Below are 12,737 nucleotides of genomic sequence, written 5' to 3' on the forward strand. Positions count from 1 at the left end.
TTCTGGAAGCGCCTCGGCTGGTTCGTGCTCTTGTGGGCGGCGGGCGTGGCGGCCGTCTCCGCGGTCGCCTACGCCCTGCGCTGGTGGATCAACCCCTGACGGCAGTTCAGGCGGTGCGCATCCAGTCCTGTACTCGCCGTTCCAGCACGGTCAGCGGCATCGATCCGGCGAGCAGCACGACGTCGTGGAAGGCCTTGATGTCGAACCGCTCGCCCATCGTCCGCTCCGCCTCGGCGCGCAGGTTGGCGATCACGGTCTGGCCGATCTTGTAGGCGCAGGCCTGGCCGGGCCAGACGCAGTAGCGTTCGATCTCGCGCACGGCGGAACCCTCGGGCTCGGCGGCATTGTCGACCATGTAGCGCACCGCCTGCTCGCGGCTCCAGCGCTTGTGGTGCATGCCGCTGTCGACCACCAGGCGCACCGCGCGGAACAGGTAGCTCTGCAGATAGCCGATCCGGCCGAACGGATCGTCTTCATAGACGCCGAGCTCGTCCGCGACGCGCTCCGCGTAGAGCGCCCATCCTTCATTGTAGGCCGAGAAGCCCTGGGTACGGCGATAGAGCGGCAGCTCGCCCGCCTCGCGCGCCAGCGAGACCTGGAAATGGTGGCCCGGCACCGCCTCGTGATAGGAGAGGGTAGGCAGGCCGAGGCTCGGCCGCTCGTGCGTGTCGCGCAGGTTGATGTAATAAGCCCCCGGACGTGACCCGTCGAGCGACGCGCCCTGATAATAGCCGCCGGGCGCGCCGATCTCGATCTCTACCGGAACGCGCCGTATCTGGACGCGGGAGGTCGGGATCCGGTTGAACATGCGCGGCAGGCGCGGCGTGATTTCCTCGACCTGGCGGTTCAGGGCCGCGAGCAGCTCGGCGCGGCCGGCGTCGGTGTTCGGGTAGAGGAAGCGTTCTTCCTCGTTCATCGCGTTGAGCCGGTCGCCGACCGATCCCTGGGTATAACCCTGCGCCTTGAGCATCGTGTCGAGCTCGGCATGGAGCTCGGCGACCTGCTCGAGCCCGGTGCGGTGGATCTCGTCGCCGGTCATCGTGGTCGTCGTGTTGGCGCGAATGCCCCAGTCGTAATAGGCCTCGCCCTCGGGCAGCCGCCAGACTCCGGCATCGTGCACGGCGTTCGTGCGCAGATCGCGCAGCAGCGCGATCTGGGCGTCGAGCCCGGCGGCGACCGGACCCGAGACCAAAGCCGTCGCCCGTGCCTCCCAATCCCCCTCGATGCCCTGTTCGCGGGTGCGGCGGACGAGCGACCGGACGAGGGTGGATTCGGCCGCCGGGCCTTCGCGTAGCCGGCTGATGCTGGCGATCGTCTTGTCGAGGATGAAGTCGGGAGCAACCACGCCCAGCGAGGCGTCGTGCCGCAGCCGCTCCGTCTCCTGCTGCAGGTTGCGGGCGAAATCCTCGACGCGGTCGAGATAATATTCGGCGTCCTGGCGGTCGCCGATTGGATGCTGCGTGTCGAGGAAGTCCGGAACGCCGTAATAGCTGCCGCCGAGCTGGCTCAGCACGTAGAGCGCGGGCCGCCCGCCGGCGCTGCCATAGCGGAAGCGCGCACCCTGGGCGTTCACCGACCAGCGGAACTGGGCGATGTCGTAGTTGAGCCGGCCGGCCTCGGAGAGGCCTTCGCGTTCGAACCCTTCGATCTGCCGGAGCCGCTCGACGGACTGGGCGCGCTCCTCATTGATCTCGGCGAGCGAAGATTCGCCGAGCCTGCCGCGCAGCTGCGCGAGCTCGCCGGTGTCGAGGCCGAGGTTGGTGGCGAAGGTGGGGTTGTCGAGAAGGTCCTCGCGGAACCAGCCGTCGAGCATCGCGTCGAGCGCCGCGTCGCGCTCGCCGGCGGCCTGCGCCTCGGCGGGCTGGGCCTGTGCCAGCGCCCGGACGGGGAGGCCGCCGAAAGCGAGAAAGCCGAGCGCGGTCGAGCTGGCGAGGAAGGTGCGGCGGTCGAGCAAGGCGGTCTCCATTCTCTGCAGGGATAAGGGCGTAGCTTGGGGTTGTTTTGGGCGCAACTGTGGTCGCTCTTGAACCCATTGCCTTTCCAGGACCCACCTTTCTACCGTCAGCTTCGTCAACGCTATGGTAGAGCTTCACCCTCGCCAACTATGTCGAGAACCTGATTCTCACCGGGGCGGCGGCGATCGACGGCACCGGCAACGGCCATGGTAATCAGCTCACCGGCAATTCGGCCAACAATCTGCTGGACGGGGCGCGCGGCAAGGACCTGATGCGCGGCCGCGGCGGCAACGACACCTATGTGGTCGATCATGCCGCCGACAAGGTGGAGGAGCTGGCCGGAGAAGGCGTCGACCGGGTGCGAAGCTCGGTGGACTATATTCTGCCCGATCATGTCGAGAACCTCCTGCTGATCGGGAATGCCACGATCAGCGGCACCGGCAATGCCGGGACGAACCAGCTGGTCGGCAACCGCGGGTCCAATCTGCTCGATGGCGGCGCCGGTGCCGACGAGATGCGCGGCGGGACCGGCAACGACACCTATGTCGTCGACGAGGCCGGCGACCAGGTGATCGAGCTGGCAGGCGAAGGGGCGGATCGGGTGAAGAGCGCGATCAGCTACACGCTGACCGACAATGTCGAGCACCTGTCGCTGACCGGGCGCGAGGCGATCAACGGGACGGGCAACGCGCTCGCCAACCGGATCTACGGCAACAAGGGGTCGAACACGCTGGAAGGCGAAGGCGGCAACGACCTTCTGAGGGGCGGCGACCGCTTCGACCGGCTGTTCGGGGGCGAGGGCAACGACATCCTCGAAGGGGGGATCGACGCCGATCGCTTCTACTTCGACACGCCGCTCGGCCGCGCCAATGTCGACACCATCCTGGACTTCACCCAAAGCGAGGACAGCATCTTCCTCGACGATGCGGTCTTCCGCGCGCTGCCTTCCGGTGCGCTGGCTTCCGACGCGCTCGCGATCGGCAGCGCGGCGAGCACGGCCGCCCACCGGATCGTCTACAACCCCGTCACCGGCGCCCTGCTCTACGACGCCGACGGCGAAGGCGGCGGCGCTGCGATCCAGTTCGCTACTTTGGACAACCATCCGCCGGCTTTGGCGGCCACTGACTTCGTCGTCTTCTGACGTGCGGGTCGGGCGGGCCCGCGACCGGCCGAGCAAGTCCTGCCTGACTCCTGCCGAGCGGAATTAACGCGATCATCGATGCCCGTCGATGATCGCCGGCGGGGACGGGCAGCATGCACGATCCGCCGCGTCCGGAGCTGGTGGAACGCGTTGCGAGGCTCTGCGCTGATGAGCCCGTTCCCGGTGAACGTGCTGTGGCGTGCCGCCACCTGCGGGCGAATCGACATCCCCTTCCGCGGCGGCTTTCGGCGCGGGAAGCCGCCTGAACCCTCGCCGGGATTCGCCTTCGACCTTGTTGCACCGCAACATCGCCGCTATATGGACGGGACATATTTCCCGCTAAAAAGAGTTGAACGAAGATGAGCCTGCGCAACGTGGCGATCATCGCCCACGTCGATCACGGCAAGACGACCCTTGTCGACCAGCTGTTCCGCCAGTCCGGCACCTTCCGCGACAATCAGCGCGTGGAGGAACGGGCGATGGATTCGAACGACCTCGAGAAGGAGCGCGGGATCACCATCCTCGCCAAGTGCACCTCGGTCGAGTGGGAGCATGGCGGCGAGACGACGCATATCAACATCGTGGACACGCCGGGCCACGCCGATTTCGGCGCCGAAGTCGAGCGCATCCTGTCGATGGTCGACGGGGTGATCCTGCTCGTCGATGCGGCCGAGGGCCCAATGCCGCAGACCAAGTTCGTCACCGGCAAGGCGCTCGCGCTCGGCCTGAAGCCGATCGTCGTCGTCAACAAGATCGACCGGCCCGACGCGCGGCCGGCCGAGGTGCTCGACGAGGTGTTCGAGCTCTTCCTCAGCCTCGACGCCAATGACGAGCAGCTCGACTTTCCGACGCTCTATGCGAGCGGCCGCGCCGGCTATGCCGGCCGCAGCGACGATGTCCGTTCGGGCGATCTCAACCCCCTTTTCGAGACCATCGTCAGCCACGTGCCGGCGCCGGGGCTCGATCCGGACGGGCCGTTCAAGATGCTCGTTACCCTGCTCGATCGTGACCCCTTCCTCGGCCGCATCCTGACCGGCCGGATCGAGAGCGGCCGGCTCCAGGTCAACATGCCGATCAATGCGATCGACGTCGACGGCAAGGCGGTCGAGGTCGGACGCGCGACGAAGGTGTTCGCCTTTCGCGGCCTCGAGCGCGTGCCGGTCGAGACGGCGGAAGCGGGCGATATCGTCGCCATCGCCGGCCTCACCAAGGCGACCGTCTCGAACACGATCGCCGATCCGGCCGTGACCGAGCCGCTGCCTGCGCGCCCGATCGATCCACCGACGCTGGCGATGAGCTTCGCGGTCAACGACAGCCCCTATGCGGGCCGCGACGGCGACAAGGTGCAGAGCCGCGTGATCCGCGACCGGCTGGCGCGCGAGGCCGAGGGCAATGTCGCGATCCGGATCACCGAGAGCGCCGAGAAGGACGCCTATGAGGTCGCCGGCCGCGGTGAGCTGCAGCTCGGCGTGCTCATCGAGACGATGCGCCGCGAAGGTTTCGAACTGTCGATCAGCCGGCCGCGGGTGCTCTTCCGCGACGGCCCCAATGGCCGCGAGGAGCCGTACGAGACGGTCGTCATCGACGTCGATGACGAGCATAGCGGCACGGTCGTCGAGAAAATGGCCCAGCGCAAGGCCGAGATGACCGACATGCGCCCGTCCGGCGGCGGCAAGACGCGCCTCACCTTCTCGGCGCCGTCGCGCGGCCTGATCGGCTATCACGGCGAGTTCCTGTCCGACACCCGCGGCACCGGGATCATGAACCGCCTGTTCGAGAAATACGGTCCCTATAAGGGCCCGATCCAGGGCAGGCAGAACGGCGTCCTCATCTCGATGGAGAAGGGCGAGGCGGTGGCCTATGCGCTGAACATGCTCGAGGAGCGCGGCATCCTGTTCATCTCGCCCGGCGATGCGCTTTACGAGGGAATGGTGATTGGCGAGAATGCCAAGCCTCAGGACCTCGAGGTCAATCCGCTGAAGTCCAAGCAGCTCACGAACTTCCGCGCCTCGGGCGGCAAGGACGACAGCATCCGCCTGACGCCGCCGCGCCGGATGACGCTGGAGCAGGCGATCGCCTACATTCAGGACGACGAACTGGTCGAGGTCACGCCGAAGGTGATCCGCATCCGCAAGCGCTACCTCGATCCCCACGAGCGCAAGCGCCAGTCGCGCAAGGCCGAGGCGGCATAAGCCTCGCCGCGAACCGTCGCGGGAAGGGAAGGGGAGAAGCCACCGTCGCGAAGGCGGCTCATCCCCTCACTTCGCTGCAGCCATTGCGAGCACCTTCTTCCATTCCTCCTCGCGCACCGGCGCGACCGAGAGGCGTGACTGGCGGATCAGCTCCATCTTCGCCAGTCCCGGCTCGGCCTTGATCTCCTTCAGCGTCACCGGCTTCGGCAGCGGCCGCACCGGCTCGACCTGGACCGAAACCCAGTCCGCGTCTTTCGGGTCCGGCTGCCCTTCCCGAGAGATGCGCATGATGCCGACGACCGCCTTTTCCGCCATGCTATGGTAGAAGAAGGCTTCGTCGCCCACTTTCATCGCCTTGAGGTGCAGGCGCGCGGAATTGTTGCGCACTCCGTCCCACTCGGTCCCGCCGTCGCGTACCAGGTCGTCCCAGCCATATGCGGACGGCTCCGATTTCATCAGCCAATAGGCCATGCCTCTCGCGCTCCTTTCGCCTCTGCCCGCTTTCCCCGTAGAGCGCTCCCCGCAAAAGTGGGAAGCAAGAATCAAGTCCTGAGGCCCACGGACATGCCTGATCCCTCGGACAAGAGAGTGCGACGGATAAACGGATCTGGACGTTTCCCGACCGTCAACGGTTTCCGTTCCGCCGCGAACGGTCTAGAGCATGGCCCATGACGGCTCAACGCATGGCCATCCTCGCCTGCCTGTTTCTCGCCGCCTGCGGCGAGCCGGCGCGTCTGGACGAAAGCGGGCAGGGTTCGACCACGCCGCCTTATGTCCGGGCCGAATCGAGTCCGACCCTCCTTTCCGACCTTGTCCAGCCGGTGAGGGTCGGCGAGCTCGGCCCGAACTTCGCCGCCTGCAACGGGCGGGGTGCCGTGCGCGAGAGGGTCACCGAGGGGGCGATTCCGGTGCGCGCGGCGCCGTTCGAGCCGGCCGAGCAGATCGACCAGCTCGGTGTGAGTTCCCAATTCTTCATCTGCTCGCGGACCAACGATCAGCGCTGGTTCGGGATCGTCTATGACGAGGGCGGCCGGGCGAGCGAACGCTGCGGCGTGTCCGCCCCGATCCCTGCGCGACGCGACTATCAGGGGCCTTGCGCGGCGGGCTGGGTTTCGAGCTACTCGGTGCGGATGATCTCCGGCGTGCCGGACGAAGTACCATTGGACGCTCCGCCAACCGATTGATTTCAGGGATAGATTGAAAAGGTTCCGCGGCTCGTCGCGGACTCTGCCCCGTCCGCCGCCTCACCCGGGCCAAGGCCTTGCTTCGGCGAGCCGGAGAGGTCATCTGCCCTCTCACTGATAGCGAGCGGGAGCCGCCACAGTCAACGAACGGTCGTCGTGCCCAGGCGCGGCGAAGGGTCGCACAGTCGGCCCGACGGTCGGCGACGGCAGCCAAGCAAGTCGGGGGAGGCCAGAGACCGGATGCATCCTGCATCCGCCGGTCCGGCCCACCGCACATGAAACGGAACTGAATGATTCGCACGGTTCGCGCCGCGGGCATTGCCGTGGCTGCCTCAGCCCTTGCCGCCGCGGCGGTATTCAGCAACCCACTGCAGGCCGATGCGGGCAATATCGCGCCCCAGGCTTCACACTATCTGGACCATGCCGGGGCTTCGGCCGAGGTGGTCGACATCGGACTGAACGGACCCGAGAGCGAGACCGGGGCGGAGAGCGAGCGGAACGAGCGCTTCGGCCAGTTTGCCGATCACATGATCGCGCTGGCCGACCAGGCGCTGCCCCGCCCCCGCACCCTTGGCGAACTGGTGAGCAGCCACCAGGCGGTCGACACCGCGAATCGCGAACAGGACTGCCTCGCCAACGCCGTCTACTTCGAGGCGCGCGGCGAGCCGCTGGAGGGTCAGCTCGCCGTCGCCGAAGTCGTGCTGAACCGCGCCCGTTCCGGCCGTTATCCCCGGACGATCTGCGAGGTCGTCACCCAGCCCTGGCAATTCTCGTTCGTTCGGCGCGGAATCATTCCGCGCGCCAATCGCCGCTCCGAATCCTGGCGCCGCGCCGTCGCCGTCGCCCGCATCGCCGAAGCCGGGGCGAGCCGCCTGCTCCCGGACGACGTGCTCTGGTATCATGCAGACTATGTCAGCCCGAGCTGGGGCCGTCGCCTGGACCGCAACACCAAGATCGGGCTCCATATCTTCTACAGCTGAGCGATTCCTCTTCGCCAGCCTGTCAGGTCACCGTACCGGGCTGCCCGAGCGTCCGGAACGTGATCGAATAGCGTAGCGCCTCGACCGGCGGGATGCTGTGCTCCCATTCGGTTCGCGATGCCCCTCGTAGAAGATATGCCGAGCGAGGTGCGGCGGGGAGGGTGAATCGCTCCCAACTCGCACCGCGCCGGCGGCGAAAGCGCAGGGGCGCCGCCGAGAGCAGGGAGATCCCCATCACATCGCCGAATACGGGCCGGTCCCGGTGCCAACCCAGGCCGGCACCCTCCCCATATTCGATCAGCAGCGCATGCTCGATCGCCGCGGCCCCTATTCCCGCAAATGCGGCCGCGCGCTCGCGCAACGGCAGCAGCCAGTCGGGCATCGGATCCGTCGGCGCCAGGCCGCTGCCGTCGAAGCGATAGTTCCAGCCGAACGACACCGTCCGGCGCTTGCCCACAAATCCCTGAAACTCGAACGGCTTGAACGGAAGGGCTTCGAGACGGGCAACGATGGTGCGCTCTTCCTCGAGCGTAAGGAAGTCCGGTCGATAGGCCAGGCCTTCCGGGCCAACGGGCGGCGTTTCGCCGAACAGATCGGGTTGACGGCTCGTCATGCTGCGGCACGCAGGCGCTCGGCGAGACGCGTCGGTCGGGACAGCTTCACGATTCGGCGCGGCGCCATTTGCGGAGAATGGCGCTCGGGTGAGCGGCGCGCCAGTGGTCTTGCGGATCGCGAAGTGATCTTTTGCCACCGTCGGCGGGATGGGCTAGTTCGGCGATCCTATGTCTACCTATACGATCGACACGGCTACTAGTCGTGCCACGCCGAGCCCGGCGCCGATGAAGCGTCTGACCGCGCCGGCGATCATGGCGCGCAAGAGCGGAGAGCCTATCGTCGCGCTCACTGCCTACACGATGCGGATGGCGCAGCTGCTCGATCCGCATTGCGATCTGCTGCTGGTCGGCGACAGCCTCGGGCAGGTCATCTACGGGCTGCCCTCGACCATTCCCGTCAGCCTCGAAATGATGTGCGCCCACGGCGCCGCCGTCGTGCGCGGCTCCTGGCATGCGCTCGTTGCCGTCGACATGCCGTTCGGCTCGTACGAGGAAGGGCCGGAACAGGCATTCCGAAGCGCGGCGCGGATCCTCAAGGAGACCGGTGCGGCGGCAGTGAAGCTCGAGGGCGGCGAGGCCATGGCGGCAACCGTCGCCTTCCTGGTGCGGCGCGGCATTCCGGTGATCGGCCATGTCGGCCTGACTCCCCAAGCGGTGAACGCGCTCGGCGGCTACCGCGCCCGCGGCCGCGACGAAGCGGAGGCGAAGAAGATCCTCGGCGACGCCCGCGCCGTCGCCGATGCGGGCTGCTTCGCCCTGGTCCTCGAAGGGGTGATGGAGGAGATTGCGGTCGAGGCGACGCGCTCCGTCGCATGCCCGACGATCGGCATCGGCGCATCGGTCGAATGTGACGGACAGATATTGGTGACCGAGGACATGATGGGGCTGTTCGAGCGGACGCCCCGGTTCGTGAAGAGGTTCGGGGATCTCGCCGCGGAGATCGGCGCGGCCGCAGCCGCTTATGCCGCCGATGTCAGGACGCGCGCCTTTCCGACGTCCGAGCAGACCTATCAGCCCTGGACGTGAGGACTTTCCCTTCGCACGAGCCACCGGTAAGGAGCGCTTCGGGCTCGCCTTTCGGCGTGCTCGTACGCGTGCCAGCGATCCGGGCAGTGCGGACGCGCTTCCCCTGAATTTGGAGAGAGGTTTTGGCGATCAAGCCGAATGAGTCCGACACCTTTCTGAGGGAAGTCGACGAGGAGCTTCGCAAGGAGCGGATGAACCGGCTGTTCGCGCGCTACGGCTGGTTGATCATTGCCGGGGTCCTGCTGCTGCTCGCCGCCATCGGCGGCGTCATCTGGTGGAAGCATCATCAGCGGGAGTTGGCCGCGGGCCAGGGCGAGACGCTGCTCGAAGCGCTCGCGACGATGGACGCCGGCAACCGCGACGCGGCGGCGCCGAAGGTGGCGGAGCTCGCCGGCAGCGATATCGAAGGCTATCGCGCCGCGGCCTTGTTCGCGCGAGCGACGGCCGAGGCGGAAGCGGGGAACCAGGCCGCTGCCGTCGCGACCTTGAAGTCGATCGCCGAAGATGCCCAGCTCGCAGAACCTTACCGCCAGGCGGCGCTCGTCCGCCAGACGACCCTGGAGTTCGATCAACTGCAGCCGCAGGCGGTGATCCAGCGGCTCGGGCCGCTGGCCCGTCCGGGCCAGGCCTGGTTCGGAACCGCCGGCGAATTGGTCGGTATCGCTCATCTCAAGATGCGCCGGCCCGATTTGGCCGGTCCGCTGTTCGCCCAGATCGGCCGCGACCAGACCGTGCCTCCGTCGATTCGTACAAGGGCCATTCAGATGGCCGGGTCATTAGGGATCAACGCCATGCCCGAGCAGGCAGCTTCGGGCGCGGAGCCGCAGGCCCCGGCCGACTCGGCCGCAACGAAGGGTGAAGCCGAATGAAGCGTATCATCGTCGCGTTGACCGCCGTCAGTCTTCTGGCCGGCTGCGGGATCTTTCGCGGCTCGCGCGGCCCGACCACGCCGACGGTCGGCGAACGCATTCCGGTCCTCGCTTCCGAGAGCGACGTCGAGGTCGACCCGGCGTTGGCCGGCATTCCCGTCAGTTTGCCCGCGCCCGTCGCGAACCGCGACTGGCCGCAGCCGGGCGGCAATCCCTCCAAGTCGATGGGCCATGTCGCGCTTGCCGATTCGATCACGCAAGCCTGGAGCGTCAGCATCGGCCAGGGCAGCAGCGTTCGGGGACGGCTGGCGGCGGAGCCGGTGATTGGCGACGGGCGAGTCTATACGATCGATACCCGAGCCACCGTCCGCGCATTCGACGCCGATACCGGCGCCCAGCTCTGGTCCAGACAGGTCCGCGGCGAGAACTCGCCGAGAGAGGCCCTGTACGGCGGGGGCGTCAGCTTCGATGGTGGCCGCGTTTATGCCACCAATGGCGCCGGCGACGCTGCGGCGCTCGACGCCGCGACCGGCGAGGTCGTTTGGATGGTCAAGCCCGGCGGCCCCCTGCGCGGCGCCCCGACCGTCGGCAATGAAAATGTCTATGCGGTCAGCCAGGACAACCAGCTCTACGCGCTCAACGTTGCCAATGGCGAGACCCGCTGGACCGGCGCCGGCTCGTTCGAGCTGGCCGGCGTGTTCGGGACAGCGGCGCCCGCTTTCGCGCAGAGCACCGTCGTCGCGGGCTTCTCGTCGGGCGAGCTCACCGCTTATCGCTACGAGAACGGCCAGGTCGTCTGGCAGGACGCGCTGGCCCGCACCGGGGTCAGCACCGTCGTGGGCACCATCTCCGACATCGATGCGGATCCCGTGATCGATCAGGGCCGGGTCTTCGCCGTAGGGCAGGGCGGCCGCATGGTCGCCGTCGAGTTGATCACCGGCCAGCGCGCCTGGGAGATCAACATTGCCGGCATCTCGACGCCGTGGGTCGCCGGAGACTGGGTCTATGTCGTGACCGATCGGGCGCAGCTGCTGGCGATCGCCCGCGCGTCCGGGCGGATCCGCTGGATTTCCCAGTTGCCCCGCTATCGCGATCCGGAGGATCGCGAGGGACCGATCTTCTGGCGCGGACCGGTGCTTGCCGGCAACCGGCTGGTTCTGACCAGCTCACGGGGCCAGATCGCCTACGTCTCGCCGATCGATGGCGCGATCCAGGCGACGACCGAGACCCGTTCGCCCATCTCGCTTCCGCCGGTCGTCGCCAACAATACGCTGTACATATTGGACGACTCCGGCCGGCTGACCGCCTGGCGCTAGCCGACGGGCACGAGATCCAATCGGTTGACCCTGCGCCGCCGAGGGGGCAGGGGCACCGACCATGTCCAGATTGCCGACCGTCGCCATCGTGGGCCGGCCCAACGTCGGCAAGTCCACCCTGTTCAACCGGCTGGTGGGCCGAAAGGTCGCTCTGGTCGATGATCGGCCGGGTGTGACCCGCGATCGACGCGAAGGCGAGGCGACCCTGCTGGGGCTCGACTTCCGGGTCATCGATACCGCCGGCTATGAGGACGAGGACCCGGACACCCTGCCGGGCCGGATGCGCGCCCAGACCATTGCCGCCGTGCGCGAGGCCGATGTCGCCTTGTTCCTGATCGACGCCCGCGCCGGAATGACCCCGCTCGACGAGGAGATCGCCCGCTGGCTGCGCTCGGAAAGCACGCCGGTCGTCCTCGCCGCCAACAAGGCGGAAGGCCGATCCGGCGAGGCCGGAATCCTCGAGGCCTTCGCCCTCGGTCTGGGCGAGCCGATCGCGATGAGCGCCGAGCATGGCGAGGGCGTCGTCGACCTGTTCGAGCACCTGCGCCCCTATGTCGAGCGCGAGCCCGGCGATGAAGAAGAGGCCGAGGCCGAAGGCCCGCTCAAGCTGGCGATCGTCGGAAGGCCGAATGCCGGCAAGTCCACCTTGATCAACCGCATGCTCGAGCAGGAGCGCCTGATCACCGGCCCGGAGGCCGGGATCACCCGCGATTCCATCGCGATCGATTGGGAATATCGCGGCAGACCGGTTCGGCTGATCGACACTGCCGGCATGCGCAAGCGCGCCAAGGTCGAGGACAAGCTCGAGAAGTTGTCGGTCGCAGACGCCCGGCGCGCGGTCGACTTCGCCGAGGTCGTGGTGCTGCTGCTCGACGGCACACGCGGGCTGGAGGCCCAGGATCTGAGGATCGCTTCCTACGTGCTCGAGGAGGGGCGCGCGCTGCTCGTGGCGATCAATAAATGGGACGTGGCCGAGGATGCCAGCCGCCTGTTCAACGGCATCAAGGCGGCGCTCGACGAGGGGCTCGCGCAAGCGCGCGGCGTTCCCCTGCTCACGGTTTCGGGCAAGACCGGCAAGGGGATCGACACCCTGCTCCAGGCGGCATTCGAAGTTCGCGACACCTGGTCGGCCCGAGTCTCGACCGGTCAACTCAACCGGTGGTTCGAGGAAGCGGTCGAAAAGAACCCGCCGCCCGCGCCCGGTGGCAAGCGGATCAAGCTGCGCTACATCACCCAGGTCGGAACGCGCCCGCCCAGCTTCGTCCTGTTCGGCACGCGCACCGAAATGCTGCCGGAAAGTTACCGCCGCTATCTGGTCAACGGGATCCGCAAGGATCTCGGCTTTGGCGCCGTTCCGGTGCGCCTCGCCCTGCGCAGCTCCCAAAATCCGTTCGACCGGTGAGCGCCAAGGAGGGTTCTCGCTCCTGAGGTGCGGACGATCCGTAAACGGCCCCTTTACC

General features: G+C 67.4%; 11 protein-coding genes. 8 read left to right on the forward strand and 3 right to left on the reverse strand.

The features are described from left to right. Positions 1-106: 106 nt before the first annotated feature. On the reverse strand, positions 107-1,954 hold the full coding sequence (locus EKM57_RS06095; RefSeq protein WP_243450912.1) for a DUF885 family protein: 1,848 nt from the start codon (positions 1,952-1,954) through the stop codon (positions 107-109). A 185-nt stretch (positions 1,955-2,139) separates the two neighbouring features. Between EKM57_RS06095 and EKM57_RS06100 the strand changes: the two genes are divergently transcribed. Next, complete coding sequence (locus EKM57_RS06100) at positions 2,140-3,096, forward strand: calcium-binding protein (RefSeq protein WP_256386868.1); 957 nt, start codon at positions 2,140-2,142, stop codon at positions 3,094-3,096. A 359-nt stretch (positions 3,097-3,455) separates the two neighbouring features. After that, a complete protein-coding gene (gene typA, locus EKM57_RS06105; protein WP_129791597.1) occupies positions 3,456-5,288 on the forward strand; it encodes a translational GTPase TypA in 1,833 nt (610 codons plus the stop codon). 66 nt (positions 5,289-5,354) lie between these two features. Here typA and EKM57_RS06110 read toward each other — a convergent pair whose 3' ends face one another. Further along, entirely contained in the window at positions 5,355-5,759 is a 405-nt protein-coding gene (locus EKM57_RS06110) for an EVE domain-containing protein (RefSeq protein ID WP_129791598.1), read from the reverse strand. A gap of 197 nt (positions 5,760-5,956) precedes the next feature. Here EKM57_RS06110 and EKM57_RS06115 point away from each other — a divergent pair, with 197 nt between their 5' ends. Further along, positions 5,957-6,472 (forward strand): hypothetical protein, encoded by a 516-nt coding sequence (locus EKM57_RS06115; protein WP_129791599.1) that lies wholly within the window; start codon positions 5,957-5,959, stop codon positions 6,470-6,472. A 290-nt stretch (positions 6,473-6,762) separates the two neighbouring features. Further along, complete coding sequence (locus EKM57_RS06120) at positions 6,763-7,452, forward strand: cell wall hydrolase (protein WP_129791600.1); 690 nt, start codon at positions 6,763-6,765, stop codon at positions 7,450-7,452. 22 nt (positions 7,453-7,474) lie between these two features. Here EKM57_RS06120 and EKM57_RS06125 read toward each other — a convergent pair whose 3' ends face one another. Beyond that, on the reverse strand, positions 7,475-8,065 hold the full coding sequence (locus tag EKM57_RS06125; protein WP_129791601.1) for an alpha-ketoglutarate-dependent dioxygenase AlkB: 591 nt from the start codon (positions 8,063-8,065) through the stop codon (positions 7,475-7,477). A 169-nt stretch (positions 8,066-8,234) separates the two neighbouring features. Between EKM57_RS06125 and panB the strand changes: the two genes are divergently transcribed. The 4 genes from panB to der all read left to right on the forward strand — a co-directional run bounded on the left by panB (position 8,235) and on the right by der (position 12,679). Next, complete coding sequence (panB, locus tag EKM57_RS06130) at positions 8,235-9,092, forward strand: 3-methyl-2-oxobutanoate hydroxymethyltransferase (protein ID WP_129791602.1); 858 nt, start codon at positions 8,235-8,237, stop codon at positions 9,090-9,092. Positions 9,093-9,214: 122 nt separating this feature from the next. Beyond that, a complete protein-coding gene (locus EKM57_RS06135; protein ID WP_129791603.1) occupies positions 9,215-9,961 on the forward strand; it encodes a tetratricopeptide repeat protein in 747 nt (248 codons plus the stop codon). Continuing rightward, positions 9,958-11,277 carry a PQQ-binding-like beta-propeller repeat protein gene (locus EKM57_RS06140; protein ID WP_129791604.1) on the forward strand — a complete coding sequence of 440 codons (1,320 nt, stop codon included), beginning with the start codon at positions 9,958-9,960 and terminating at the stop codon, positions 11,275-11,277. The genes EKM57_RS06135 and EKM57_RS06140 overlap by 4 nt, the downstream gene beginning before the upstream one ends. A 61-nt stretch (positions 11,278-11,338) precedes the next feature. Then, entirely contained in the window at positions 11,339-12,679 is a 1,341-nt protein-coding gene (gene der / locus EKM57_RS06145) for a ribosome biogenesis GTPase Der (RefSeq protein WP_129791605.1), read from the forward strand. Positions 12,680-12,737 lie beyond the last annotated feature (58 nt).

This window comes from Sphingosinicella sp. CPCC 101087, assembly GCF_004151485.1.
Classification (GTDB): domain Bacteria; phylum Pseudomonadota; class Alphaproteobacteria; order Sphingomonadales; family Sphingomonadaceae; genus Allosphingosinicella.

Coding starts and splice junctions, on each gene's coding strand:
- EKM57_RS06125 (WP_129791601.1), bottom strand. CDS start 8,065: ATGACGAGCCGTCAACCCGATCTGTTCGGCGAAACGCCGCCCGTTGGC.
- EKM57_RS06140 (WP_129791604.1), top strand. CDS start 9,958: ATGAAGCGTATCATCGTCGCGTTGACCGCCGTCAGTCTTCTGGCCGGC.
- EKM57_RS06120 (WP_129791600.1), top strand. CDS start 6,763: ATGATTCGCACGGTTCGCGCCGCGGGCATTGCCGTGGCTGCCTCAGCC.
- der (WP_129791605.1), top strand. CDS start 11,339: ATGTCCAGATTGCCGACCGTCGCCATCGTGGGCCGGCCCAACGTCGGC.
- EKM57_RS06115 (WP_129791599.1), top strand. CDS start 5,957: ATGACGGCTCAACGCATGGCCATCCTCGCCTGCCTGTTTCTCGCCGCC.
- typA (WP_129791597.1), top strand. CDS start 3,456: ATGAGCCTGCGCAACGTGGCGATCATCGCCCACGTCGATCACGGCAAG.
- EKM57_RS06110 (WP_129791598.1), bottom strand. CDS start 5,759: ATGGCCTATTGGCTGATGAAATCGGAGCCGTCCGCATATGGCTGGGAC.
- panB (WP_129791602.1), top strand. CDS start 8,235: ATGTCTACCTATACGATCGACACGGCTACTAGTCGTGCCACGCCGAGC.